General features: G+C 52.7%; 23 protein-coding genes. 17 read left to right on the plus strand and 6 right to left on the minus strand.

The features are described from left to right. Positions 1 to 10 precede the first annotated feature (10 nt). The 5 genes from rbsK to rbsD form a co-directional block, all read right to left on the minus strand. A complete protein-coding gene (gene rbsK, locus KU854_RS10985; RefSeq protein WP_218358597.1) occupies positions 11 to 931 on the minus strand; it encodes a ribokinase in 921 nt (306 codons plus the stop codon). A gap of 218 nt (positions 932 to 1,149) precedes the next feature. Continuing rightward, entirely contained in the window at positions 1,150 to 2,028 is an 879-nt protein-coding gene (gene rbsB / locus KU854_RS10990; protein WP_054779965.1) for a ribose ABC transporter substrate-binding protein RbsB, read from the minus strand. A gap of 83 nt (positions 2,029 to 2,111) precedes the next feature. After that, the gene (gene rbsC / locus KU854_RS10995) at positions 2,112 to 3,092 is read right to left on the minus strand and encodes a ribose ABC transporter permease (RefSeq protein WP_218358598.1); all 981 of its coding nucleotides are present in this window, start codon (positions 3,090 to 3,092) and stop codon (positions 2,112 to 2,114) included. Beyond that, complete coding sequence (gene rbsA / locus KU854_RS11000; protein WP_218358599.1) at positions 3,089 to 4,594, minus strand: ribose ABC transporter ATP-binding protein RbsA; 1,506 nt, start codon at positions 4,592 to 4,594, stop codon at positions 3,089 to 3,091. Before rbsA ends, rbsC begins: the two co-directional genes overlap by 4 nt. 34 nt (positions 4,595 to 4,628) lie before the next feature. After that, positions 4,629 to 5,048, minus strand: coding sequence for a D-ribose pyranase (gene rbsD, locus KU854_RS11005; RefSeq protein WP_218358600.1), 420 nt, complete (start codon positions 5,046 to 5,048; stop codon positions 4,629 to 4,631). Positions 5,049 to 5,376: 328 nt separating this feature from the next. Between rbsD and KU854_RS11010 the strand changes: the two genes are divergently transcribed. From KU854_RS11010 to KU854_RS11090, 17 genes are all read left to right on the plus strand, one after another. Next, positions 5,377 to 5,817: a hypothetical protein gene (locus KU854_RS11010; RefSeq protein WP_054779985.1), complete on the plus strand. Its 441-nt coding sequence runs from the start codon at positions 5,377 to 5,379 to the stop codon at positions 5,815 to 5,817. A gap of 13 nt (positions 5,818 to 5,830) precedes the next feature. Continuing rightward, positions 5,831 to 6,211, plus strand: a complete 381-nt coding sequence (locus KU854_RS11015) for a DUF4260 domain-containing protein (protein ID WP_218358601.1) — start codon at positions 5,831 to 5,833, stop codon at positions 6,209 to 6,211. Between the two features lie 349 nt (positions 6,212 to 6,560). Further along, entirely contained in the window at positions 6,561 to 7,991 is a 1,431-nt protein-coding gene (gene nhaC, locus KU854_RS11020) for a Na+/H+ antiporter NhaC (RefSeq protein WP_218358602.1), read from the plus strand. A gap of 340 nt (positions 7,992 to 8,331) precedes the next feature. Then, positions 8,332 to 9,348: a TRAP transporter substrate-binding protein gene (locus KU854_RS11025; protein WP_218358603.1), complete on the plus strand. Its 1,017-nt coding sequence runs from the start codon at positions 8,332 to 8,334 to the stop codon at positions 9,346 to 9,348. Positions 9,349 to 9,404: 56 nt separating this feature from the next. Continuing rightward, positions 9,405 to 9,962 carry a TRAP transporter small permease subunit gene (locus KU854_RS11030; RefSeq protein ID WP_218358604.1) on the plus strand — a complete coding sequence of 186 codons (558 nt, stop codon included), beginning with the start codon at positions 9,405 to 9,407 and terminating at the stop codon, positions 9,960 to 9,962. Next, the gene (locus KU854_RS11035) at positions 9,955 to 11,271 is read left to right on the plus strand and encodes a TRAP transporter large permease (RefSeq protein WP_218358605.1); all 1,317 of its coding nucleotides are present in this window, start codon (positions 9,955 to 9,957) and stop codon (positions 11,269 to 11,271) included. The genes KU854_RS11030 and KU854_RS11035 overlap by 8 nt, the downstream gene beginning before the upstream one ends. A 70-nt stretch (positions 11,272 to 11,341) precedes the next feature. Next, positions 11,342 to 11,851, plus strand: a complete 510-nt coding sequence (locus tag KU854_RS11040; RefSeq protein WP_218358606.1) for a gluconokinase — start codon at positions 11,342 to 11,344, stop codon at positions 11,849 to 11,851. Beyond that, positions 11,838 to 13,319 (plus strand): NADP-dependent phosphogluconate dehydrogenase, encoded by a 1,482-nt coding sequence (gndA, locus tag KU854_RS11045; RefSeq protein ID WP_218358607.1) that lies wholly within the window; start codon positions 11,838 to 11,840, stop codon positions 13,317 to 13,319. Before KU854_RS11040 ends, gndA begins: the two co-directional genes overlap by 14 nt. Positions 13,320 to 13,434: 115 nt before the next feature. Then, the gene (gene gntR, locus KU854_RS11050; protein ID WP_218358608.1) at positions 13,435 to 14,436 is read left to right on the plus strand and encodes a gluconate operon transcriptional repressor GntR; all 1,002 of its coding nucleotides are present in this window, start codon (positions 13,435 to 13,437) and stop codon (positions 14,434 to 14,436) included. A gap of 138 nt (positions 14,437 to 14,574) precedes the next feature. Beyond that, on the plus strand, positions 14,575 to 16,194 hold the full coding sequence (locus KU854_RS11055) for an amino acid adenylation domain-containing protein (RefSeq protein WP_218358609.1): 1,620 nt from the start codon (positions 14,575 to 14,577) through the stop codon (positions 16,192 to 16,194). Further along, positions 16,191 to 17,528: a hypothetical protein gene (locus KU854_RS11060; protein ID WP_218358610.1), complete on the plus strand. Its 1,338-nt coding sequence runs from the start codon at positions 16,191 to 16,193 to the stop codon at positions 17,526 to 17,528. The genes KU854_RS11055 and KU854_RS11060 overlap by 4 nt, the downstream gene beginning before the upstream one ends. A gap of 15 nt (positions 17,529 to 17,543) precedes the next feature. Further along, the gene (locus KU854_RS11065) at positions 17,544 to 18,308 is read left to right on the plus strand and encodes an enoyl-CoA hydratase-related protein (protein ID WP_218358611.1); all 765 of its coding nucleotides are present in this window, start codon (positions 17,544 to 17,546) and stop codon (positions 18,306 to 18,308) included. A gap of 161 nt (positions 18,309 to 18,469) precedes the next feature. After that, positions 18,470 to 19,594 carry an HlyD family secretion protein gene (locus KU854_RS11070; RefSeq protein WP_218358612.1) on the plus strand — a complete coding sequence of 375 codons (1,125 nt, stop codon included), beginning with the start codon at positions 18,470 to 18,472 and terminating at the stop codon, positions 19,592 to 19,594. Continuing rightward, positions 19,584 to 20,588, plus strand: coding sequence for a DUF2955 domain-containing protein (locus KU854_RS11075; RefSeq protein WP_218358613.1), 1,005 nt, complete (start codon positions 19,584 to 19,586; stop codon positions 20,586 to 20,588). Before KU854_RS11070 ends, KU854_RS11075 begins: the two co-directional genes overlap by 11 nt. Before the next feature lie 186 nt (positions 20,589 to 20,774). Then, entirely contained in the window at positions 20,775 to 20,846 is a 72-nt protein-coding gene (tnaC, locus tag KU854_RS25150) for a tryptophanase leader peptide (RefSeq protein WP_218358657.1), read from the plus strand. Between the two features lie 196 nt (positions 20,847 to 21,042). Next, the gene (gene tnaA, locus KU854_RS11085) at positions 21,043 to 22,509 is read left to right on the plus strand and encodes a tryptophanase (RefSeq protein ID WP_218358614.1); all 1,467 of its coding nucleotides are present in this window, start codon (positions 21,043 to 21,045) and stop codon (positions 22,507 to 22,509) included. A 151-nt stretch (positions 22,510 to 22,660) separates the two neighbouring features. Then, positions 22,661 to 23,875 carry an aromatic amino acid transporter gene (locus KU854_RS11090; protein WP_218358615.1) on the plus strand — a complete coding sequence of 405 codons (1,215 nt, stop codon included), beginning with the start codon at positions 22,661 to 22,663 and terminating at the stop codon, positions 23,873 to 23,875. Positions 23,876 to 23,907: 32 nt separating this feature from the next. Here the strand turns inward: KU854_RS11090 and KU854_RS11095 are convergent, their stop codons facing one another. After that, the gene (locus KU854_RS11095; RefSeq protein ID WP_218358616.1) at positions 23,908 to 25,557 is read right to left on the minus strand and encodes a sensor histidine kinase; all 1,650 of its coding nucleotides are present in this window, start codon (positions 25,555 to 25,557) and stop codon (positions 23,908 to 23,910) included. Positions 25,558 to 25,567 lie beyond the last annotated feature (10 nt).

Here is a 25,567-nt window from a genome sequence, read left to right on the forward strand (position 1 = left end):
TTCTCCTTAATCAGGCGTTTTGTTGCAAGAAGGCGTCTACTTCCTCGCGGGTTGGGATAGACGTTTGTGCCCCGAAGCGGGTCACTGAAATCGCTGCCGCGGCGTGAGCGAACTTAATGGCTGATTCTAAAGGCATTGATTCCATTAGACCAGTCACGAATGCGCCATTGAAGGTATCGCCTGCGGCCGTGGTGTCGATCGCTTCCACGCGAAATCCCGGAACGATTTTACCTTCGCCTTGCAGGCTGACATACACGCCTTTTGCACCCAAGGTGACCATCACGGTTTCAATGCCCTTTTCGTGCAGCTTGGCCGCCGCAGCCTTGGCGGTGACTTCATCGTCCACTTTTATACCTGTCAGTACTTCGGCTTCGGTTTCATTCGGAGTAATGATATCCACGCAAGCCAGCAGACTTTCTGGCAGCTCACGGGCAGGTGCCGGGTTCAGGATAACCTTGGTGCCATGCTCTTTCGCCACCTGCGCCGCGCGTTCGATGCCATCCATCGGGGTTTCCAGTTGCATCAGCAGGTATTCGGCCTGGCGGATTCGTTCCAGCTCAGGTTCAACCGCCTGCGCCGTCAGTTTGGCATTGGCTTCGGCGGAAATACAAATGCTGTTCTCGCCGCTGTCTGACACCTGAATCATGGCGATACCGGTCGGGCAGTCAGCCTGCATTTTCACGCCACCGATATTGATGCCATCGCACTTAAAGCTTTCACGGATATTGATACCAAACGGGTCATCACCTACGCAGGCAATAAAGCCGATATCCGCATTCAGACGCGCCGCCGCCACCGCCTGATTCGCCCCTTTTCCGCCTGGAATAACCTGATAATTGCGACCATGCAGGGTTTCACCCGGACGGGGAAAAGAAGGCACCTGCAGCACGTGGTCAGCGTTAACGCTCCCTAAAACCACTAACTTATTCATTGAGCTGTCCTCAACCTCTCAGTGGGAGGTTTTATTGTTGTCAGTAAAACAGATTGATTTGGTGTCTTGTTCAAGACGGCAAAGCAATTCGCTTTAAATTCCCACCCCTTTTCAAGAGAGATAGGGCTTTAAATCCCTCCCCTTTTCAAGAGAGATAGGACTTTAAATTCCCTCCCCTTTTCAAGGGGAGGGTTAGGGTGGGGTTAGCGCTTAAACGCTTACTGAGTCACCACTTTCAGCGGAACCGGAATTGATTTCTCAACCGCTTCGCCTTTCAGCACTTTGTCTGCCATTTCCACGCCCATCGCGCCAATCAGCTCTGGTTGCTGTGCAATGGTCGCCGCCAGTTTGCCACGGTTTACCGCTGCAATACCGTCGTCCGTGCCGTCAAAGCCCACAATCAGCACGTTTTTGCCAGACGCCTGCACCGCGCGCAGTGCACCCAGCGCCATTTCATCGTTTTGTGCAAACACCGCCTGAACATCCGGGTTCGCTGCCAGCATGTTTTCCATCACGTTCAGACCTTTGGTACGGTCGAAATCAGCAGGCTGGCTCGCCAGCAGTTCCATCGAACCGCCATTTACCACGTTCATGAAGCCTTCGCCACGCTCACGGGCTGCTGACGTACCGGCAATACCTTCAAGCTGGATAACCTTGGCCTTCTCGCCCACTTTCTCCATGATGAATTTACCGGCCATTTCACCGCCTGCCACGTTGTCAGACGCAATGTGGCTCACCACTTCACCACGCTGCGCACCGCGGTCCAGCGTCAGTACTGGGATCTCGCTGCGGTTGGCAATGCGGATAGCATTAGAAACCGCTGCAGAATCCGTTGGGTTGATCAGAATCGCCTTCACGCCGCGAACGGTCAAATCTTCCACGTTGGAAAGCTCTTTGCTCGGGTCGTTTTGCGAATCCAGCACAATCAGGTCGTAACCCAGTTCCTTGGCTTTGTTTTCCGCGCCTTCTTTCATGGTAACGAAGAATGGGTTATTCAGGGTTGATACCACAATCGCCATGGTGTCCTGCGCCTGTGCAGCCACAGAAACGGTTGAAGAAAGCAGTGCCGCTGAGATAAGCATGGAAAGTTTTTTCATTGTCTACATCCTTTTGTTTTATGGTGCGCTGCTGTCGTTGCAGCCGCGCGTTCTACACGTTTACTGATTGTTGTTTCGTAGGGTTACTTGTTTTTGTTGTCGACCATGACCGCCAGCAGAATCACCACTGCTTTGGCAATCATCTGGTAGTAGGAAGAAACGTCGAGCAGGTTCAGGGCGTTATTGAGGAAGCCGATGATCAGCGCACCAATAAGGGTGCCCATAATGCGGCCTTTACCGCCCATCAGGCTGGTACCACCCAGAACCACGGCTGCAATCGCATCCAGCTCGTAGCCCATACCTGCGGTTGGTTGTGCTGAGGACAGGCGTGAGGTCACGATAATGCCCGCCAGTGCTGCCAGCAGACCACAAATCGCATAGGCACCAATTTTGACTTTATCGACGTCGATACCGGACAGACGGGTCGCCGATTCATTACCGCCCAGCGCATAGATGTAGCGGCCGAAACGGGTGTGGTTCAGCAGATACCAGACCGCGGCGAATACCACCACCATGATCCAGACAGGCACCGGAATGCCCAGCGCGTAGCCGGTACCAAACCAGGCAAACGCATCCGCCGTGTCAGTAAAACCGGTCGAGATTGGGCGGCCTTCGGTGTACACCATGGTCACGCCGCGCAGCAGAGTCATGGTGACCAAGGTGGCGATAAATGCCTGTACCTTGCCTTTGGCGATAATGATGCCGGAAATCGCACCCAGCACAGCACCGGCAAACAAAGCGGTTGGCACGGCCACCAGCACAGGCAACTCCATCCCAATCAGGGTTGCAGCAAATGCGCCACAAAGTGCGAGCACAGAGCCAACGCTGAGATCAATACCGGCAGTCAGGATAACCAAGGTCATACCCACCGCGATAATGGCGTTGACCGAGGTCTGGCGCAGGATGTTTAAGATGTTGTCGACGGTGAAAAAGTTCGGGTTCAGGAATGACACCACGACAATCAGGAACAAAAGCGCAATCAGGGATTTTTGTTCAATCAACCACGCTTTGCTGAACAGCTTTTTGCTGTCAGTGCTGGTTTGGGTTACGGCGTTGGTACTCATGCTGCATCCTTCTTAACGTATTTACCTACAGCGCAGGCCAGTAGTGTTTCTTGATCGGCGTCTTTGGCATCAAACTCGCCGGTTATGCGGCCTTCATGCATCACCATGATGCGGTCGCTCATGCCCAGCACTTCCGGCATATCGGAAGAAACCAGAATGATGCTCATGCCTTCGGCTTTGAATCGGTTGATAAGCTGATAAATCTCTTTCTTCGCCCCCACATCGACGCCGCGGGTTGGCTCGTCGAGGATCAACACACGCGGCTTGGTCATCAGCCCTTTGGCAATCGCCACTTTTTGCTGGTTACCGCCGGAAAGGTTGCCGATAAGCTGCTCACGGGTCGGGGTTTTGATGTTGAAGAGTTTGATAAAGTCATCCACTGCCATCACTTCGTCGCCGTGACGGATTTGCACACCGTTGGAGAGCTTATCCAGCGAGCAGATAGACATGTTTTCTTTCACCGAAAGACCAAGGATCAGACCATCGCCTTTGCGGTCTTCCGAGATATAGGCAATGCCATTGCTCAGGCCATCGCGCGGGCTGATGGGGTTGACGGTTTTGCCGTTCAGCACCACATCGCCACCGTCGCGTGGCAGCGCACCGTAAATCACCTTCATCAGTTCTGTACGCCCCGCGCCCATCAGGCCAGAAACGCCCAGGATTTCGCCGCGCTTGAGGGTGAAGCTCACATCTTTCACGCCAGCGCCGGAGACTTTTTTCACTTCCAGGCAGGTGTCGCCGTGGGTGACCGCAATGCGCGGATACTGCTCTTCCAGCTTGCGCCCCACCATCATTTCGATAAGACGGTCTTCATCGATGTCTTTCACCTGACATTCGCCGATAAACTTGCCGTCGCGCAGCACGGTAATGTCGTCACAAATGGTGAAGATCTCTTTCAGGCGGTGGGAGATATAAACAATGCCGCAGCCTTCATCGCGCAGCTCGTTAATCACCTTGAACAGGGATTCAGTTTCGGTATCTGTCAGGGCATCGGTCGGTTCATCCATGATGATGACCTTGGATTCAAACGACAGCGCTTTGGCGATTTCCACCATCTGCTGCTCGCCAAGGCTCAACGCACCCAGCAGGGTTTTAGCGCTGTGTTTCACATTCAGGCGCGCCAGTAATTTGTCCGCCTCAGCGTACATTTTGTCCCACTGCACGCGACCAAACGGCGTTGTGAACTCGCGGCCAAGGAAGATGTTTTCTGCAATGGTCAGATCCGGGATCAGGTTCAGTTCCTGGTGGATAATGCTGATACCCGCCTGCTGTGAATCCCGTGGTCCTTTGAATGCCGCCGGTTTGCCTTCGTAACGGATCGCGCCGCCATCCAGTGAATAAATGCCGGTCAGCACTTTCATCAACGTCGATTTACCCGCGCCGTTTTCGCCCATCAGCGCCATTACGCGCCCTGGGTAAACGTTCAGGCTCGCTTTATCCAGCGCCTTCACGCCGGGAAAAGCTTTCTCAATCTCGCTGAGTTGCAATATTGCCTGAGTCATAGGAATGTCCTCGTCTCACTCAAATCCAAAGCGCTTAGAAAACGACGCCAGCCTGAAAAATCACATTTGCGTATGGCGTGCATTCACCGGTGCGGATCACCGCATGGCTGTCGTGGGTGCGCAGTTTGAAGGCTTCGTGGGAAACGTATTGGATAGCGATATTTTTCCCGCTGCGCGCTTCTTCGTGGCGGATTTCCTGGATCAGCGCTTCGTGGCACTCTGGGCTCACGGTGGCGAACTCTTCCGCCAGAATCACGCCTTCGATTTGTGATTCGCTCAGCACTACACGCACCGTTTCAATAAAGCCCGGCACGCCATGGGTCAGCGCCAGATCAATGCGAGCAACATGCTGGGGAATGGGCAAACCGGCATCACAAATGGTGTATTCGTCGGTGTGGCCAAGCGTGGAAACTAAATGGGCAATATCAGAATTCAGTAAGGTGCTTTTTTTCATTTGTTAACCTTCTACAGCGGCTAATTGTCGATGAGTCTCCGGTTCGTTTTGATTTTCCGTGCCGGAATCCGATCTCATCGAAACGTTTCGCTGACAATAATCGAAACGTTTCGATAGATCTTTATGAGGAGTTTGCATGCGTGATTTTGATCCCTGATTTGGTTGCAGATTGACAGGAAAATTTGAGCTGACTCACTTTCAGAAGATCACCGTGTCCAGTCAATCGAACTGAAAAGTACCTTTTTCCGCGCACTTCATCGTCAACAGTGGTAGTCTTGCCTGCATCTTGAACGACTTTGCGACTACCGCAATTTGCGCAATCACCCACATGCAAAACGTAAACGAACTCGACGCCGTTTCTGGCGAATATGCACTGACTGATGAATGGGCACTGACCCTGCCCGAGCCTTTTGAAAGCCGGATGGAAGATGGCGATCTGGTGTTGTGGCGACCGGGGATGACGATCTGGTGTTTTATCTGGGGAATCGACGCGATTGAATCACGTGAAGACGCGTTGGAATGGGTGCGGGAAGATCAGGCCAGCGAAGCTTTCGATACCTTTGAAAGCGATGAAAATGGCGTCCTCCGTTACCGCTACCGTCTGTTTGAAGAAACCAACGATTTCAAAGTGGCCTCTATGTATGGCTTCGCTTTTTCCCATACCAGCTATATTCAGTTGGGCATTTATCTGGATGACGAAGCCGATTACGCTGAAGCGGTCGCGCTGTTCGACAGCCTCGCCTATACCAACCGGGCGACTTTTCACTGAGTAAGGAAACCCTATGACAGGTGCAGCACAGGGAAACGTGCGAAACGTATTGAGACTGGAAGGCCTTGGATTATTTCTGGCTGCCCTTGCGCTTTACCACCAGCAAGGGTTCGCCTGGTCGATGTTTTTTACCTGGATCCTGCTGCCTGATATCGCACTGCTGGCGTTTTTGGCCAGCCCTCGCATTGGTGCGATAGCCTACAATATCACCCACTCCTCGATCGGCCCTTTCCTGCTCATCGTCCTGGCTGCGTTTATGCCGTTTCCGGCGGCATTGCCAATTTGTCTTATCTGGTTTGCCCATATCGGATTCGACCGGGCGCTCGGCTACGGGCTCAAATACCAGCAGGGTTTTTCATTTACTCACCTTGGCCGGATAGGAAAACAAAAGTAGATAAAAAGACGGTTTTCAACAGAAACCGAATACATGCATTCAGAAAAACAACACAAATCCTTAACACATCTCACTTCTTGAACGCGATAAGCCCCCTGCCACACATAGGATAAACATTGAGGTAGGAAGGCTTAGCCCTAAAAAGCCACGCGCAGCATAACGTTTCCCGCCAACGCACACTGCGATTAATGGCGGCGCCGGATACGATCACCCGCCGAAACAGCTACCCACTCGTCAATATTGCTGGCAGGGACGCGATACCACCACGCCTCACTTCTGTGTCGTTGCGACCCGGTCTTGGCGTCGCACGTCATCTTTTTCAGTCAAAATGTCAACAACTGGAGGTAGCATGAAGACTGATATTCCAGAAGGTGCCCGCGCGCCAAAATTATGGGAAGCCGTTTTGTCCCTACTTTCACTGGTTGTCGGGATCAGTGTTTCCATTGTGCTTTATGGTTTAGACCCGCAAGTACCCATGTTGCTGGGTGTTATTGTCGCCAGCCTTATTGCACTCAAATGCGGTTTTTCGTGGAAAGATATTCAGGGCGGTATGGTGAATGGTATTTATAACGCCTTGCCCGCGATGATTATCCTGATGATTGTGGGTGCATTGATTGGTGTCTGGATCCTCGCCGGAGTGGTGCCTACCCTGATTTACTACGGCCTGAAAATCCTCGCACCGGAGATCTTCCTTCCTGCGTGTGTGATTATCTGCGCCGTGACTTCACTGGCTACCGGCACCAGTTGGGGGACAACCGGTACCATCGGCGTGGCGTTAATGGGGGTCGGTGGCGGCTTGGGCTTTCCTCTTCCGCTGGTTGCCGGTGCGGTGCTTTCTGGCGCCTACTTCGGCGATAAGATGTCTCCCCTTTCCGATACCACCAACCTTGCGCCAGCCATGGCGGGCACTGATCTGTTCACCCACATTAAACACATGTCCTACACCACAGGCGTCAGCATCACACTCACCCTTATCATTGAAGCCGTGATTGGGATGAAGTACAGCTCTGGTGGCGGCAACATAGAACGTATCAACACCATTCTGACCACGCTGGATAACGCCTTTTTTATCAACCCCGTTTTATTCCTGCCGTTGTTATTGGTGTTGTTTGTTAGCTACAAAAAAATGCCTGCCATTCCCGGCATCGCACTGGGTGTCATTGCCGGTGCGGTCTGTGCTGCAGGGCTACAGGGCGCAGACTACAACGCCATTGCCAGTGTCGCTTTTGGCGGTTATACCTCTGAAACCGGAATTGAAGATGTGGACTCACTGCTAAGCCGCGGCGGGTTGGATTCGATGATGTACACCATCAGTTTGATCATCGTGGCGATGATGTTCGGTGGGGTGATGGAGCGTACCAACCAGCTTCGGGTGATTGCCGATAAAATTCTCTCGGCAGCGAAATCGACGGGCTCGCTGATAGTTTCGACCGTGCTGACTGCCATTGGCGCCAATCTGATCCTGTGTGACCAGTACATGGCGATTGTAATGAGTGCGCGAAGCTACGCCGAAGCGTATCGAGAGCGGGGATTGGCGCCGGAAAATCTCTCACGCGCCGTGGAAGATTCCGCTACCGTGACCGCCAACCTTGTGCCGTGGAACTCCGGCGGTGCGTATCAGGCGGCGACCCTTGGCGTTGCCACCCTCGCCTATCTGCCTTTTAATTTCTTCTGTTGGATTTCGCCATTGGTGACCATTTTGTTTGGCGTGATGGGCTGGACGATTTGGAAAACCGGCGATGACGAGCCGCGGGAAGCGAGTATTGAGCGCGACCTCTGACAGCGACTGATCTCCATCCCGCAAATCTCACCACTCCACGCTAGCTCATTGGAAATGGCCCCTTGCGGGCCATTTTCTGGACGTTCGTTCTGCAACAAATCCAAGTATTTCCCAGACTGATTGTTCGCCTCCCTTACAAAAGCCAGAGCGCCACATTTCACACAAACATAAAACATTGCGTTAACAAATGAAGAATATGTGATCTAGATCTAGGAATTAGTTCCGCGTTACCGGTAACAATATTGCAACGTTACCGGTAACAAGTGTGCCGAGCGATTAAACGAGAAACATCAGTAAAGCGATAAAGCAATAACGTGGAACCTATAAGGATACCTCTAAAATGAAGATGTTAAAAAAAGCCATGCTGGCTGCCACTGTAACAGGACTGCTTTCTACCTCTGCACTTGCTGCCGATTTCACGCTGAAAATTCAATCGTCTGACCCATCGGGCGACCTTAATTACCAACTGCAGGAAGACTGGGCTGAACGTGTTGAAAAAATGTCTAACGGCCGCATCGAAATCGATCTGCTGCCGGTTGGCTCTGTGGTTAAGCATACTGAAACCTTGGATGCGATCAAATTGGGCGTGATTGACGGTCATGTCACCGCCACGGGTTATTTCTCTGGCAAAGATCCTGCGTTTGGCCTGATTGGCAACATGGTGGGTGCCTGGTCTGATACCACTCAACTGCTGCAATACATGAACTACGGCGGCGGCAATGAACTGATGACCGAGCTTTACGCACCATACGGTGTGCATTTCATTGGTGCATCGACCACTGGCGTTGAGTCATTCGTTTCAAAAAAACCATTGAATGGTGTTGATGATCTAAAAGGTCTGAAGCTGCGTGCCCCGGAAGGCTTGGTTCAGCAAGTGTTCGCGGCGGCAGGTGCCACCCCGGTTAACCTGCCGGGCTCAGAAGTGTTTACCGGCCTGAGCAAAGGCGTTATCGATGCCGCTGACTACACGGTGTTTTCCACCAACCAAAAAGCGGGCATGAACGACATCGCCACCCATCCGGTGCAACCTGGTTTCCACTCACTGCCGCTGATTGACATCTCCATCTCTCAGAAAAAATGGGATGCCATGCCCGCTGATCTACAGGAGATCCTGAAAACTTCCGTCCGTGATTTCTCTTATGACATCACCACCCAGCTTAAAATCGCAGACCAAGCCGCTGTTGCTGAAGCGCAAGCGAACCCTGAGATCACCATTCACGACTGGTCTAGCGACGAGCGTAAGAAATTCCGCGAGATTGCCAAAACACAATGGCAGGTATTTGCTGAGCGCTCGCCAAATGCGCAGAAAGTGTACGACTCCGTGACGACCTTCCTGACCAGCAACGGCTTGCTTTAATCCTCTCTTTCGTTTCCGGGGAGGGTAATAGCCCTCCCCAACCAGGACGAACTACTATGCAAATTAATCCGTCTCCGACACCCCACAACAGTGACGATACGCCGCGCAATTGGCTTGATGTGGCGATCGTCCGCCTGGGTAACGTCTTGAGCTTGATGTTTATCGCTACCGCCTTGATCTCTTTTTACGAAGTCGTGATGCGCTACGCGTTTAATGCCCCTACCATCTGGGTGCATGAAACCGCCTCCTTCATCGGCGGCGCCCTGTTTATCTTCGGTGGCCTCTACGCCTTTGCCACCAATAAGCATGTCCGCGTAGTGTTGCTTTATGATGCGGTGTCACCCAAAAGCCGTTTATACCTCAATCTGGTACACCACTTTTTTGGCCTCGCCTTTTCGGGCATGTTGGCATACGCCGCTTACTTCACCATGGAAGAGTCTTGGTTTGCCCCCTGGGGCGATTTACGCCTTGAAACCTCCGGTTCCGTGCTCAACGCCCCTTATCCCGCCTTGCTGAAAGGCATGATTTTCGTCGCACTGTGCATTCTGGTGCTGCAGATGATCCTGCACCTCATTGAAGACATCAGCCGTTTAAGGAAGTCGCAAGATGTTTGAATTATCCTCCATAGGATTAGGCTGGGGCAGCATCCTGATGCTGGCCATGATGATCGGCCTGCTGCTGACGGGCATGCAACTGGCATTTGTCACCGGCTTCGTTGCCCTGTTTTTCACGCTCGGCTGGTTTGGCCCCAACGCCTTACCGCTGATTGCAAGCCGCACCTTCAGTTTCGTTTCCGGTTACGTGTTTCTGGCCGTGCCCATGTTCGTGCTGATGGCTTCTATCCTCGACCGCTCCGGCATTGCCAAAGATCTGTTTAACGCTATGCGTGTGATAGGTAAACGGGTTCGTGGCGGTGTGGCCGTGCAAACCCTGCTTGTCGCTGTGGTTCTGGCTTCCATGAGCGGCGTCATTGGCGGAGAAACCGTGTTGCTCGGTATTCTGGCATTGCCGCAAATGCTACGCCTTGGCTACAACCGAAAACTGGCAATTGGTACCACCTGTGCCGGCGGCGCCCTTGGCACCATGCTGCCACCGAGTATCGTCCTGATTATTTACGGTATGACCGCCAGCGTATCGATTGGCGATCTGTTTAAAGCCTCCTTTGTACCTGCGCTGATCCTGGCCGGTTGCTACATGGGTTACGTGCTAATTCGCTGCTACCTCGACCCTTCACTAGCGCCGGACATTTCCGATGAAGAGGCCGAGGGCGAAGCTCACGTCAGCTACATGAAAGCCCTGTTCTTCCCGCTGCTGTCTGTTGCTGTGGTGCTGGGCAGTATCTACAGCGGTATCGCGTCGGTGACCGAAGCGTCTGCGCTCGGCGTTGTCGGCATTATCATCAGCGCCGCCATCCGCGGCGAGCTGACCTTTAACATGCTTAAAGAGAGTGCCATTGCCACCATGCGCACCTGCGGCATGATCATCTGGATCGGTATCGGCGCCAGCGCGTTGGTCGGCATCTATAACCTGATGGGCGGAATTGATTTTGTCGGCGATGTCATCTTCTCACTCAGTGGCGGCGGCGCTTTGTCCACTCTGCTGATCATGATGCTAATTTTGCTGGTGCTGGGTATGTTCCTCGACTGGGTAGGCGTTGCACTTCTCACCATGCCCATTTTCGTCCCAATGATCACCGAGCTTGGCTATGACCCTATCTGGTTTGGTGTGGTGTTCTGCCTCAACATGCAGGTTTCTTTCCTGTCACCACCCTTTGGCCCTGCGGCGTTTTACCTCAAATCTGTGGCACCCAAAGACATCAGTCTGGGCGAAATATTCAGCTCGCTGCTGCCATTTATCGCACTGCAGATTTTTGTATTGGGTCTGACCATTGTCTTCCCACAACTGGCGATGTGGTGGAAATAGCACTCTGACAATAAGGCGCAGCCTGCCTGCGCCCCTTCCCGATACAGGGAGTTGAAAGGAAAACAACACAATGAAAACGAATAAGATTCTAGTGATGGGCGTTTCAGGCTCAGGGAAAAGCCTGATTGGTCATCGGGTTGCCACAGCACTTGGCATGCCATTTTTTGATGGCGATGATTATCACCCTGAGCAGAACGTCAAGAAAATGCGTCAAGGCATTCCACTGACCGACCAAGACCGTCAAGGCTGGCTGCAAACCTTAAATGGGCTTTTCCGGCAGCATACCGATCTGGTCGTCGCCTGCTCGGCGCTAAAACCTGAATACCGCGACATCTTACGCAGCAATAACGACGGGATAACCATCATTTACCTCAAAGGGGATTTTGACACCATTTGGTCGCGGCATAAAAAACGCACCAACCACTATTTCAGCGGCGAAAAAATGCTGATCAGCCAGTTTGACACCTTGGTTGAGCCAACCCCAGAAGAAGCGATTTACATCGATATCGCAAAAGAGGCTGACGATGTGGTAGCGCAAATCCTCAGCGCCCTGCAAGGAGCCAATGATGACCAAAAGTGATATCGCATTGGTCGGTCTTGGCGTGATGGGAAAAAGTCTGGCGCTCAATCTGCTCGATCATGGCTTTGCTGTTTCAGGCTACGATCTTAACCCTGTCAACCGCGGGCGTGCAGCCAATGAAGGCGCCCTGATTGATCGCGGTGTCTATTTTGACGCTGAGGATTTGCAAGCATTGCTGGGGTCATTAAGCACACCGCGAATTCTGGTGTTGTCTGTTCCGGCTGGTGATGCAGTCGATATCGCCATCCAGTCGTTACTTGACGCCGGTCTTGAACCTGACGACATCGTGGTGGATACCGGCAACAGTTTGTGGACTGACAGCGAGCGCCGCGAACAGCAGTATCATGGACGTCTGCGTTTTTTCAGCACGGCGGTATCCGGTGGTGAAGAGGGCGCCCGTCATGGCCCGGCATTGATGGCGAGCGGGGATAAATCCGCATGGAGCGCGATTAAGCCCATGTGGGAAGCTATCGCGGCCAAGGTCGACCCCAATGGCCAGCCCGTCGCTCCGTTCCACGCCGGTGAACCTTGCGCCGCCTATCTTGGTCAGGCAGGTGCCGGCCATTATGTGAAGATGGTGCACAACGGCATTGAATACGCAGATATGCAGCTGATTTGCGAAGCGTATCAGCTGATGACCGACCTTCTTGGTATGACCCCGGATGAAATCGGGAAGGTGTTTGAACGCTGGAATCAGGGCGCACTCAACAGTTACCTGATGGAGATCAGCGCCGATATTCTGAAAACCGCCGATCCCGTCACCGGTCAGCCTTTCGTTCAGGTTGTGCTCGATAAAGCTGGACAAAAGGGCACCGGGCTTTGGACAGCGGTAAATAGTTTGCAGGAAGGCGAACCCGCGCCTACCATTACCCAGGCGGTGTTTGCCCGCGCCCAAAGTGCGCAAAAAGGGCAGCGTGTAGAAGCGAGCCGAACGATCAAATTGCCTACAGTGGCTATCGAGATACGCGACAACAACGCCATACTGAATGGGATTGAAGAGGCGCTGGTGTGCGCAAAAATCGCGGTTTACGCGCAGGGGTTTGCCCTGATGAAGGCAAAATCCGACCATCAGGGCTGGCAACTGGATTTGGCGAAAGTTGCCCGTATCTGGCGGGCAGGTTGCATTATCCGCGCGGGCATTTTGCACCAAATCGCCCAGGCGTTTGACGCAACGCCAAACCTTCGCCATTTACTTTTCGCAGAGCCGCTTGCCGACATACTGGCGCAAAAAAGTGTCGGCTGGCGCCAGACAGTCGCCAACGGTGCGCTGGCGGGTGTTCCCCTTCCCGGCATCAGTTCGGCACTGAGCTATGTCGATGCGTTGTGCACTGAAACCTCGCCGGCCAATTTACTGCAAGCACAGCGGGACTATTTTGGCTCCCACACCTATGCACGGGTTGATTGCGATGAAAACCGCACCTTCCATCTGACATGGCATGATCCGGTGCAGCGTGAAACCCCGATGTAAATGATAAAGGCGTCTACCTAGTGGGACGCCAACACTCCCCCGGTATCCCAGCGTGACGCGAGGGTGTAACATAAACTCGCACAAGGAATGGTGTTAACAAGATCAGAATGCTGGAATGACGAATAAAAAGAAAAGACCCACACTTCAGGATGTCGCCGACCGCGTTGGTGTCACCAAAATGACCGTTAGCCGCTTTCTGCGTGACCCTTCGCAGGTCTCAGGCGCGCTGCAGCAGAAAATTGCCGACGCCCTGGAAGAACTGGGCTATATCCCCAACCGCGCACCGGACATTCTCTCCAACGCCAAAAGCAACGCCATTGGCGTTTTGGTGCCTTCGTTGACCAACCAGGTCTTTGCGGAAGTTATCCGCGGTATCGAATCCGTCACCACGCCTGCAGGCTACCAGACAATGATCGCGCACTATGGCTACAGTGCAGAACTGGAAGAACAAAGCATCGCATCGCTGCTGTCCTACAACGTCGATGCCATCATTCTGTCCCAGACCACCCACACCGATAAATCGCGCAAGATGCTGGAAACCGCCTCGATCCCTGTCATCGAGATCATGGACTCCGTCTCCCCTTGCGTGGAACAGTCAGTCGGATTTGACAACACAGCCGCTGCCGATGCGATGACCACTGTTATGCTCGAGAGCGGCTGCCAGCACATCGCCTATTTTGCTGCCCGGATGGATGAGCGAACGCTCCTGAAAATGGCCGGTTACAAACAAGCGTTGCAACGCCACGGCCAAACCCCGATCACCCTCCAGACCGAAGAAGCCTCCTCATTTACTTTGGGGGCAACACTGTTAAGCAAGCTGCTTTCAGAGTATCCCGACGCTGATGGCGTGTTCTGCACCAACGATGACTTGGCCATTGGCGCGCTCTACGAGTGCCAACGCCGAGGGATCCGAGTACCTGAGGATATCGCTATTGCCGGATTTCATGGGCTGGATATCAGCCGGGCCATGGTACCCAAGCTGGCCACTGTGGTTACCCCACGTGAGGAGATCGGCAAGGCAGCCGCCGAGCAACTGCTGAAACGGCTCAAAGGAGAACCAAACTGGGAACAGACCATCGACTTGGGTTACCGGATTGAAAAAGGTGAGAGCCTTTAAAACGTTTCACCGTTTCCTCTGAATTAAGAAGTCCTTGCGAAGGCTCTGTGAGAATTTCGCGAGATTTGTCAGTTAATTTTTCTCTATTGCAGCTCCTCATGGGTTGGAGCACTAGGAAACGCAATTAGGGAGAAAAACATGACGGCACTCATCAGTACAGATGGTTATGCTGCACCATTGCTGGCTAGCAAAAACAATCTCGTTATCAAAGCAGAGCGACTGGGTTTTCTCAGTACCCGCGACAAACTAAAGTTTATGGCTTTTGGCACTGGCCCCAGTGAGGCGCCGGACTTTCGTACACTCCATCAGGCCTTCGAACATTATGCGCGTGTTACCCCAAACGCCACTGCCCTTGTTCATGGCCGCCATTCTCTCTCCTACCAGGAACTCAACGACAATGCCGAGCGGTTGGCCACCTGGTTGCAACAAAACGATGTCCGCGAAGGCGATGCGGTCGGGCTGTTTCTGACCCGTTCAATCCCCATGGTTGTCGGTATGCTGGCGTGCCTGAAAATTGGAGCCAGCTACATTCCGCAGCATGCCGGTGTCGCACCTGCACACCAACTTGAGCACATTGTCGATGTCGCTCATGTCAGGGTCGTCCTCACTCTGTCAGAGCATGAAGACAGTCTGCCCGGTTTCGACAAGGTGGACGTTATCGCCCTCGATACCTTGATGAAAAGCGCTACGTTCAAACAAACCCCAATAGGCGGTAAACGGAGTCACAAGCCGGATAACCGCTGTTTCGTCCTGTTTACTTCCGGCACCACTGGCAACCCCAATGGCGTTCAGGTCACTCACAAAAATGTCTGCAATATTGTGATGACCCGCCCCGGTAACCTTGGTGTTAAACCGGGCATGCGGGTCGGGCAACTGCTCAGTATTGCCTTTGATATGTCTGCCTGGGAAATCTACGTGGCGCTTTGCCACGGGGCGACTCTGGTGATCCGCGAGAAGGTCATCGAGCACACCGCGTGTAATGTGGATGTGATCATCGCGACTCCTTCGATTCTGGGGCAAATCCCCCCCGAACAGTGCCGGGAGGTAAAAACCGTTGCAGTGGCCGGTGAGCCATGCCCACTGCCACTGGCGGAAACCTGGGGCGAGTTCTGCGATTTTTACAATGCCTGCGGCCCGACAGAAACCACCATCATCAACACGGCCAAACTGTTCCGCCCCGGTGACACACTGACGATTGGCAAACCGACGCCCAACAACACCGTCTACATCCTTCGAGACGATATGACCCCCTGCAACATTGGTGAAGTCGGTGAAATGTGGGCAGGCGGCGATTGTGTCACCCGCGGGTACCTTGCCAATGCCACCCTGAGTGAAGCGCGTTACCGCCCTGACCCTTTCCTGGGAGACGGTCACACCATGTTCCGCACCCGGGACTTGGGACGCTGGACAGAAACTGGCGAGCTGGAACATTTAGGGCGTACCGATGATCAGGTCAAGGTGAAAGGCTTCCGGGTCGAGCTGGATGCGGTTTCCAATATCCTTGAGCAGCTTCCCGGTTGCGACAAAGCCGTCACTATCAAGGTCGACAACAATTACCTTGCAGCGTTTGTTACACCGTCAACCGTCGACGAGCGTACCGCCATTGAACACGTTGCCGCTCACCTGCCCTACTACGCGGTACCGGTGCGGGTAATGACATTGACTTCATTTCCGTTGACCGACCGCGGCAAAGTGGACAAAGCCCTACTGCTGGAAACTTACCACCTCTTTCATGGTTCGAAGGAGGAACAGGCATGAGCACCTCAATGATGGAAACCACCTTGCCTGCCAAGCAGCCGCTGCTACAACGGATTTGGAAAAATCCGGCACTGGAGCACTATGTGCGGCTGGTGATCCTCGTCTCTGCTATCAATATTGGCTGGCTGGTTTACGGCATGACTGAAGGCGGTTGGTTCAGCGCGGGTAACCTGAACCTGCAAGCTATGAATAACATGGTGATTGCCAATTTCTTCGTCACGATTCTGGTGCGCCAACAATATGTGATTAATTTTCTGTTCTGGCTCGCCACCCGTGCACCGGTTCACTGGCCGCTTTCCGTCCGCTGGCATCTTGGCAAGGTTTATCACCACGGTGGGCTGCATTCCGGTACCGCTGTCAATGGCACATTGTGGTTTGCCCTTTATACCGGGGCGCTGTTTTTCCAGCTCACCCAGGGCAACCTAGACGTATCGTCGATCACGCTTGGTGCTTCTCTCGGCACTATCACCTTACTCAGTGTGATGATTGCCATGGCGATGCCGAACATCCGCCGCAAGTACCACAACGCCTTTGAGCGCACCCACCGCTTTGCAGGCTGGTCTGTGCTGATCCTGTTTTGGGTACAGACCTTCTCCCTCGCAGCCAGTACCAATCAAGCTATCCCGCTTTGGCAGTGGGCGCTTGAAACACCGCAAGTCTGGATGCTCGCCATCATGACGTTCAGCATTGTGTTGCCCTGGCTGAGACTGCGCCGCGTGCCGGTAAAAATCTCCACACCATCGAGCCACGTAGCCTTGCTCACTTTCGATTATGGCGTAACTCCGTTTGCGGGTTCTTCTATGTCGATCAGCCGCTCCCCGCTGCTGGAATGGCATCACTTCGCCAATGTGCCCTGGCCGGACAAATCCGGCTACCGGCTGACCGTTTCCCGCGCCGGGGACTGGACAGGAAAACTGATAGACGACAAGCCCTCACACCTTTGGGTAAAAGGCGTTCCCACCGCCGGAGTCGCCAATATCGAAGTGCTTTTCAAGCGGGTGGTTTATGTGGCAACCGGCAGCGGTATTGGCCCCTGCCTGCCTCACTTGCTGGCAAAAAAACTCCCGATGCATCTGGTTTGGTCAACCCGTAGCCCACGCAAAACATACGGTGACGAATTGGTGGACGAAATTCTCGCCGCCCAGCCCGATGCTCTTATCTGGGATACAGATGAAAACGGCAAGCCGGACATGGTTCAACTGGCGTATGCCGCTTACCAGTCATTCGGTGCAGAAGCGGTTATCTGCATTGCCAACCAGAAATTAACCCGTCAGGTCGTCTATGGCCTGGAAAGCCGTGGCATCCCCGCCTTTGGTGCGATTTGGGATTCCTAACAAGAGGATAAAATCATGACTATCAAGATTGAAAAAGTCGGCAAGGTGGTGGTTTTGCGCCTGCACCGTCCTGAAAAACGTAATGCCCTGAACACTGCGCTGATGGAGGACTTACTGGCAGCACTTCAAACCTATGATACGGATCCGGAAGTGGGGTGTTTTGTTCTGACCGGCTCAGACAAGGTATTCGCTGCCGGGGCAGACATCAGCGAGATGTCGACCATGAGTTATCAGGAAATGACTGCCAGTGACTACTTTGCAGGCTGGGAAGCGCTGGGCAATATCCGCACGCCAGTTATCGCCGCTGTCTCCGGCTATGCCTTGGGCGGAGGCTGCGAGCTGGCAATGATGTGTGACGTTATCTTTGCTGCTGAGTCTGCCCTGTTTGGACAACCTGAACTGACACTCGGCGTGATCCCCGGCATGGGAGGAACACAGCGCCTGACCAAACTTGTCGGCAAGGCAAAAGCCATGGATATGATCCTCACGGGACGTATGGTGGATGCCATTGAGGCCGAGCGCGCCGGCCTGGTTTCCCGTGTCATACCCGATGAAAAGCTGCTGGCAGAAACCATGGAAGCCGCCCAGATCATCGCCGCGTACAGCAAACCGGCCGTGCTGCTGGCAAAAGAGTGCGTATGTTTCGGAGAGCATTTATCCGTGAGCGACGGCGTAAAAGCCGAAAGGCGCGCCTTCCATGGCTTGTTTGCCACCGAAGACCAAAAAGAAGGCATGCACGCATTTATAGAAAAACGCCGCCCCGCCTTTACCGGCAAGTAATCCCCCACCAAAGCGCCCATACGATGGGCGCTGTTATTTTTAACGCCTTGTGTCCGAAATTGGACAACTTCTCTCCTTCTTGCTTCATAGACTTTTTGGTTATACGCAACTTCATGTTCATCAACGTGATTTGGCATTATCTGGCGCTAGGGTATGTGGCAATGAGTGACGAAACTGCTGACACCGCGGCAAGTGATGAGAGCGAAAAGCAAACGGCGAAATCGCCTGTCAGCAGCGCTCGCCGTTTTACTTACTACCTCATCGTTGTCGCCTTATTGCTTTGGTTTTATACCCTTTGGGCGGACAGGGTGACGCCCATGACAGACCACGGCCGTGTGAATGGGCAAATCATCCGCATCAGTCCACAGGTTTCTGGGCCCATTGCTTCCATTTCTGTTATCAACAACGCCACCGTCAAACAGGGGCAACTGCTGCTGACCATTGAGCGCGACCCGTTCGAACTCAAAGTCACCGCAGCCCGTCTGCAGTTGCAACAGGCAACCCAGTCGGTCAACGCCGACTCATCTGCCATTGATGCCGCCAAAGCCAATGAAGTGGCTGCGAAGGTGAAATTAGCCAACGCCAAACAACACGCGGAAAGAAACCGCTCCCTCGCTCGCCGCGGCGTCGTCAGTCAAGCCACATTGGATGACAGCGTCGCCTCGCTCAATTCAGCGAAAGCGGCGCTTGCACAGGCGACGGCCGATTTGGAAAAAGCCAGGCAGGCGCTGGGCCCCAAAGGAGAGAACAACCCGCAGGTCAAATCCGCGCTGAACAATCTCGATCAGGCATTGCTTAACCTTTCCTATACCGAATTGCGCTCTCCGGCAGGCGGCGTGATCACCAACATGAACCTTGCCGCCGGGGATTATGCCGCTGCCGGTCATCCCATGATGACCTACGTAAATAACCGCTATTTCTGGCTGACTGCCATGGTGGCGGAAAACTCCCTCGCCTACCTGAACAGAGGCACCTTGGTCAAAGTGGTGCTTGATGCGTATCCAGGGCGTATTTTCCATGGTGAAGTGACATCCATTGGCTGGGGGAGCAGCGGAAACGGCAACCTCGAAGTCAACAGCAACAGCGGTCTGTTTAATTCACCGACCGGTATCCAGCATGCTCAGCGCTTTCCGGTCAATATCCGGTTTTTCGACCTGCCGCCGGATGTCACCTTGCGCTACGGTGGACGGGCAACGGTGAGTTTCTACCCCGGACAATCTGAATTCGGCGAATGGCTGCTCGACCTCTGGACTTGGATCTGGAGCTATCTGAGCTATGTTTCGTAAACCCGGCAACGGGATCATCCGTGTCGCTCTGTTTCCGCTGCTGTTGATGTTCTGGCAGCACATTTTCGGCACAGATATTCCCTTGATTGGCCCTGCCCTGTGCGCGGTATTTCTCACTACCTCGTCCAAACCGCCACCTTTGAAAATGGTGCTGTTGATGACGGTTGTCCTGTTTGCCACAGCGTGGCTTCAAGCCGCAATCAGTAACCTACTGCTTGACCAGCCACTGGTTTACTACAGCGTGTTATACGTGGTGTTTGTCTGGTGTATGCAACGTGCACGGGAAAACCCGCAGGATTTACTGGCGACACTCTTGATTGTCTCTACCGCGATGATTGCCGTGTTTTCACGCCAAAAGGGCATCGACGTGACCCAGGTGCCACTTGGGCTCGCCAAGAATATCGCGATCGCTGCATTCACCGCTTACCTCAGCTATTTCCTCGTCCCCGGCGGAGAGCCGATAGCTGCCGATGCCAAACCCGCGCCCCATGAAGCGGTGCACACGGAAATCTGGCACATTGCGTTTAAGGCAGCGGCTGTCCTTCTGGTACTGGTTTACGCCATTCGATGGGAACTGGTACAGAGCACCATTATGATCATCGTCGTGGCGCTGGTGATCAAAGACCCAGATCCCGCCAACGGACACAGCTATGGCATCCGCCGCCTGCTCGCCACCTACGCCGGATTTCTCTATGCGCTGCCTGTGCTGGGGATGAATATGCTGCAAACCAATCTGGTCGGACACATCGGTATGGCGCTGGTCTGTGCCCTGCTAATGGGGATACATGCCATGCAGAAACGGGCGAGCTTCAACACTTTCCAACTTCTCTATTCCGGTTTCGTGGTGCTGGTTTACTACGGCTTGACCAACAGTGCTGGCAGCGCATTTGTGGAGGATGGGAAACGTCTTGGTGCCATCCTGAGTGCTGTATTGTTGGGCATTGTGGTATTGATACTTCTACAGCCCAGAAACACCGCGCATAACGCAATGTGATGGTTGGCAGCAATATGGAAAAAGGCGGAGAAAATTTTGTCGACGTGTTCTCATATCCTCGACTTTCATAATGACGAAAATTAGTCGACTATAGATACTGTAGTTAAGTAACCAGACATCATCAGATTCACGGTTACTAATATTTATATTTGTTAGTTTGAATGTCCCTGTTTCAGGTTGGTAAAGATGACAAACAAAACCAAAATCAATCACTGGATCACGCTCGATTATAAAATCGCGTTCTTCTTCCCTGCGTAATTCCTTTCTTTGCGCGCACTCCTGCGCCTGTCAAACAACATCATAAATAATTTCTGATATTTTTAGTCAGTTTATTTACCCGTTGTTTTTAAAGCAATTTTAAATCCAATAAATCAGATTAATTTTCTGACGGCACACTTTTACCAAAATAAACAACGAAAAGTTTGCCGCAGATAAAAATAGAAAAGGTAACCCCATGGAAAACTTCAAACATCTGCCAGAACCATTCCGTATCCGTGTTATTGAGCCAGTAAAGCGCACTACCCGCGAATATCGCGAAGAAGCCATCCTGAGAGCGGGCATGAACCCGTTCCTGTTAGACAGTGAAGACGTATTTATCGACCTTCTGACCGACAGCGGCACCGGTGCGATCACCCAGGACATGCAGGCTGCAATGCTGCGTGGCGATGAAGCTTACAGCGGCAGCCGCAGCTACTATGCGCTGGCAAATGCGGTAAAAGACATCTTCGGCTATGACCTGACTATCCCGACCCACCAGGGCCGTGGTGCAGAGCAAATCTACATCCCTGTATTGATCAAAAAACGTGAGAAAGAAAAAGGTCTGGATCGCACCAAGATGGTCGCGCTGTCCAACTACTTCTTCGATACCACCCAAGGCCACACCCAAGTAAACTGCTGTGTCGCGAAAAACGTGTACACCAAAGAAGCCTTTGACACCTCTGTGACAGCAGATTTCAAAGGCAACTTCGACCTTGAGAAACTGGAAGCCGCCATTCTGGAAGCGGGCCCAGCCAACGTGCCTTACATTGTCAGCACTATCACCTGTAACTCTGCCGGTGGTCAGCCGGTTTCTATCGCGAACCTGAAAGCGGTGTACGAAATCGGCCAGAAATACGACATCCCTGTGATCATGGACTCTGCCCGTTTTGCTGAAAACGCCTACTTTGTGCAGCAGCGTGAGCCGGGCTTCCAGGATTGGACAATCGCTGAAATCACCCGCGAAGCATATAAATACGCGGATGGTCTGGCGATGTCGGCCAAGAAAGATGCCATGGTGCAAATGGGTGGTCTGCTGTGCTTCAAAGATGAAAGCATGATGGATGTATATCAGGAATGTCGCACCCTGTGCGTGGTGCAAGAAGGTTTCCCAACCTACGGTGGTCTGGAAGGCGGCGCAATGGAGCGTCTGGCTGTCGGCCTGTATGACGGCATGCGTCAGGAGTGGCTGGAGTACCGTATCAAGCAGGTTCAGTACCTGGTAGATGGCCTAGAAGCGATTGGCATTGTTTGTCAGCAAGCGGGCGGTCACGCTGCGTTTGTAGATGCGGGTAAACTGCTACCGCACATTCCTGCTGATCAGTTCCCTGCGCACGCGCTGGCTTGTGAACTCTACAAAGTGGCCGGTATTCGCGCTGTAGAAATTGGTTCACTGCTACTGGGCCGTGACCCTGCGACTGGCAAACAGCACCCTTGCCCGGCAGAGCTGCTGCGCCTGACCATTCCTCGTGCCACCTACACCCAATCACACATGGACTTCATCATTGAAGCCTTTGGCGAAGTGAAGAAAAATGCGCGCAACGTGAAAGGCCTCGATTTTACCTATGAGCCAGCTGTCCTCCGTCACTTCACTGCCCGCTTGAAAGAAGTTGAGCCGGTAGAAGCAAAGAAGACAGAAAAAAGAGAGCTTGAAACAGCACACTAATTAACACCCAGAGCGCAATATTCATTGCGCTCTTTTTTTTCAATCTGTCTGAGATCTAAAATTCAACAAATCTCAGCCTGGTTGGATATTTCCCCATAATGTGAAACATTTTTCCGGTCAAACAATATGGCCGGATACTGGAGACTTTATTATGGAAAAAAGTCCATCTTTAATTGGTGGTTCCTGTATTATTGCCAGCGTCTGTGTAGGCGCAGGTATGTTGGGATTACCCAGTTCCGGCGCAGGCGCATGGACAGTCTGGTCTATTCTTGCCATCAGTATCACCATGATTGTAATGACAATATCTGGCTGGATGTTGCTTGAGTCATTCAAACATTATGATTTAAAAGTTTCATTTAATTCCGTCACCAAAGATCTGCTTGGCGATAAAATCAATTTCTTTAATAACATTACCGTTTATTTCGTCGGCGGCATTTTATTATATGCCTATATCACTTCTTCCGGCTTGATCCTTCAGGAAATCACCGGCATCAGTAGCCAAATCACGTCGGTGATATTTGTTGCGGTTTTCTCACTGTTTGTCTGGCATTCAACCCGCGCCGTTGACCGTATTTCTGTGGTGCTGATCGCGTTTATGGTGCTGAGTTTTGTGTTTGGTGTTTCCGGCATGGCGGTAAACGTTGATATCGCAGTCCTGCTTGACACCGCGAACCCAGACCGCCAATACGCCCCCTATGCGATGGCAATGCTGCCTGTTGCCCTGACCTCTTTTGGTTATCACCATTCTGTATCTTCCATGCGCGCCTATTACGGTGAAGAGCGCAAAGCCAAATACGCGATTTTAGGCGGTACTGTGATTGCGCTGGCACTCTACTGCCTCTGGCTAATCAGTATTTTTGGCAACTTGCCCCGCCACGAGTTTGGCCCGGTTATCGAACAAGGCGGCAATGTGGATGCCTTGTTGAAACAACTGGATGGTGTGATCACTTCTGACAGTGTGTCGAGAGCCATCAATGCCTTCTCCATGGCCGCAATTCTGTCGTCATTTATCGGGGTAGGCCTTGGGGTATTCGATTTTCTGGCGGATTATTTCAAGTTTGATGACACCAAAGCCGGCCGCACCAAATGCTGGGCTGTTACTTTCCTGCCACCATTGGTGATGTCTCTGCTGTTCCCATTTGGCTTTATCGTGGCGATTGGTTACGCAGGTGCTGCCGCAACCGTGTGGGCTTGTATCATCCCTGCATTGCTGGCAATGAAGTCCCGTACACTGGCGGGTGGTCAGCAAGGGTTTATGGCGCCGGGCGGTAAAGCAATGATTGGCGCTGTGATCCTGTTCGGTGTACTGACAGCATTGTTCCATTTCCTTGCAATGGCGGGTTTGTTGCCGTCCTTCATTGGCTAACGTTGGATTCATTACGGGTAGGGCTTTCCGTCCTACCCTTCTTTTCGCGCTGGCTTCTCTTCATTCTCCTCTTCTTCATTACCATCGTCTGCTTTCTTCACCGTGACAGCGCAAAACGACGGTAAGTCTTCCCTTTCATCAATTTGTTCAGAGGCTGAAATATGCAGCGACGGATCGTCTTCCGGCTCCAATCCTTCCTGCCACTCTTCTGCGTTGAGGGAGGGATAGTTTGAGTCCATCGGCGGCGCATCGTCTTCAACTGCAGGCTTTGGAATGGCGGTAAGGGAAGGCGAGGCGGATTTTGCAGCCGCTGTGAGTACGAAACGCGCGCGGTAGGCGGCAGGGTTTCCATCCAGCAGTGTTTTGTCCAACACAGACTGATGCAAACTGAGGATTGCATCGATGATCTTTCCCCCCATTCCCAAACTGCCGGAATGGCTTTGTGAATCTATCGGGTTGGTTAACGAGAATTGTACCTTTCCCGCGCCGCCTTTTTCCGCCACCAGCATCAGCGCCGATTTCACGGGGCTGTGCCGAATCGCATTTTCCATCAGGTTATCGAATACACGGTTGAGCAACTGCTCATCTGCCATGATTAAAAACGGCTCTGTAATCGTCACCGACAATTCGAGTTGTTTATGGCTCAGTGACAGCTCAAATCGGCTTTTCACATCGCTGATAAACCTTTCTACATCCAACTCCCGGTAAGTAAGCACCACTTTTGCAGACGGGGATCTGGCAGCCTCAAGCTGTTGTTTAATTTGATTCTGCAGACGTTTTGCATTGTGGTAGGCGGTGTCAATCATGCTCCGTCCTTCCGAATGCTGGATACGCCAGGTTTCCAGATAACCCAGTACGTTTGCCAACGGGGTTTTGAGATCGTGGCTTAATTGCACCAGATATTCACGCCGTTGTGCTTCCTGAACCCTCAGTTGGACAAACTGCTGCTGGATAACAATCAACATACGGCGAAACTGTGAGGCCATCTCCTGCATTTCCGGTGAGGTAAATTTCAGCGGAGGGGAAACACGAAACTCGTCGACAGCCGCCTGTTCAATCTCCCGCACCATTTTTCGCCCCGGCGTGATGATACGACGGAGCACCATGCTGTAGACCATCATGGAAAACAACAAGATAGCGACCAAAGCAGCCAAAACAACGGGGGCAAAATGGACTAACGATTGGGGATCGAGCAACGCATTGTCGTGTTGGCTACCAATGACTACGTAGAGATAGCCCATGATTTGGCCATTTTCTATGATAGGCGCAGCAGAGAACACTTCCTTGCCCGACTCCGTTAAAGGGTTCCCACCCAAAACGGGCGCATTTTCTCCATCGATAAACGCTTTTATGGGGGTAAGATCCACCCGGTTTCTCACCACGGAAGAAAGCGGTGGTCCTGAAGTCGTGATATTGCCTTCAGGATCGAGAAAATAGATCTCGAAATCCGGCCCTAGCAACATCAGGGTGTGAAAAATACTCGACAGGGCATCAGGGCTGTAGTCCTCCCCGATCATCAAAGGATTATCATCCCGCATGTGAACCGCAAGATCGCGATGGAGTATTTGGCGGGCTCTCAAGGAATTCTCTTCCCACACCATCACACTCAGCGCTGTTAACACCAGCGCGCTGACTAAAAACCAAATCAAGGTAAATAACAGCAGACGACTTTTAAACGTCAATATATCCCCC

Source organism: Enterovibrio paralichthyis (assembly GCF_019209835.1).
Lineage (GTDB): Bacteria > Pseudomonadota > Gammaproteobacteria > Enterobacterales > Vibrionaceae > Enterovibrio > Enterovibrio paralichthyis.

Excerpts from the sequence above, each read along its gene's own strand:
- rbsK (WP_218358597.1), bottom strand. The coding sequence starts at position 931 with ATGAATAAGTTAGTGGTTTTAGGGAGCGTTAACGCTGACCACGTGCTG.
- rbsB (WP_054779965.1), bottom strand. The coding sequence starts at position 2,028 with ATGAAAAAACTTTCCATGCTTATCTCAGCGGCACTGCTTTCTTCAACC.
- rbsC (WP_218358598.1), bottom strand. The coding sequence starts at position 3,092 with ATGAGTACCAACGCCGTAACCCAAACCAGCACTGACAGCAAAAAGCTG.
- rbsA (WP_218358599.1), bottom strand. The coding sequence starts at position 4,594 with ATGACTCAGGCAATATTGCAACTCAGCGAGATTGAGAAAGCTTTTCCC.
- rbsD (WP_218358600.1), bottom strand. The coding sequence starts at position 5,048 with ATGAAAAAAAGCACCTTACTGAATTCTGATATTGCCCATTTAGTTTCC.
- KU854_RS11010 (WP_054779985.1), top strand. The coding sequence starts at position 5,377 with ATGCAAAACGTAAACGAACTCGACGCCGTTTCTGGCGAATATGCACTG.
- KU854_RS11015 (WP_218358601.1), top strand. The coding sequence starts at position 5,831 with ATGACAGGTGCAGCACAGGGAAACGTGCGAAACGTATTGAGACTGGAA.
- nhaC (WP_218358602.1), top strand. The coding sequence starts at position 6,561 with ATGAAGACTGATATTCCAGAAGGTGCCCGCGCGCCAAAATTATGGGAA.
- KU854_RS11025 (WP_218358603.1), top strand. The coding sequence starts at position 8,332 with ATGAAGATGTTAAAAAAAGCCATGCTGGCTGCCACTGTAACAGGACTG.
- KU854_RS11030 (WP_218358604.1), top strand. The coding sequence starts at position 9,405 with ATGCAAATTAATCCGTCTCCGACACCCCACAACAGTGACGATACGCCG.
- KU854_RS11035 (WP_218358605.1), top strand. The coding sequence starts at position 9,955 with ATGTTTGAATTATCCTCCATAGGATTAGGCTGGGGCAGCATCCTGATG.
- KU854_RS11040 (WP_218358606.1), top strand. The coding sequence starts at position 11,342 with ATGAAAACGAATAAGATTCTAGTGATGGGCGTTTCAGGCTCAGGGAAA.
- gndA (WP_218358607.1), top strand. The coding sequence starts at position 11,838 with ATGACCAAAAGTGATATCGCATTGGTCGGTCTTGGCGTGATGGGAAAA.
- gntR (WP_218358608.1), top strand. The coding sequence starts at position 13,435 with ATGACGAATAAAAAGAAAAGACCCACACTTCAGGATGTCGCCGACCGC.
- KU854_RS11055 (WP_218358609.1), top strand. The coding sequence starts at position 14,575 with ATGACGGCACTCATCAGTACAGATGGTTATGCTGCACCATTGCTGGCT.
- KU854_RS11060 (WP_218358610.1), top strand. The coding sequence starts at position 16,191 with ATGAGCACCTCAATGATGGAAACCACCTTGCCTGCCAAGCAGCCGCTG.
- KU854_RS11065 (WP_218358611.1), top strand. The coding sequence starts at position 17,544 with ATGACTATCAAGATTGAAAAAGTCGGCAAGGTGGTGGTTTTGCGCCTG.
- KU854_RS11070 (WP_218358612.1), top strand. The coding sequence starts at position 18,470 with ATGAGTGACGAAACTGCTGACACCGCGGCAAGTGATGAGAGCGAAAAG.
- KU854_RS11075 (WP_218358613.1), top strand. The coding sequence starts at position 19,584 with ATGTTTCGTAAACCCGGCAACGGGATCATCCGTGTCGCTCTGTTTCCG.
- tnaA (WP_218358614.1), top strand. The coding sequence starts at position 21,043 with ATGGAAAACTTCAAACATCTGCCAGAACCATTCCGTATCCGTGTTATT.
- KU854_RS11090 (WP_218358615.1), top strand. The coding sequence starts at position 22,661 with ATGGAAAAAAGTCCATCTTTAATTGGTGGTTCCTGTATTATTGCCAGC.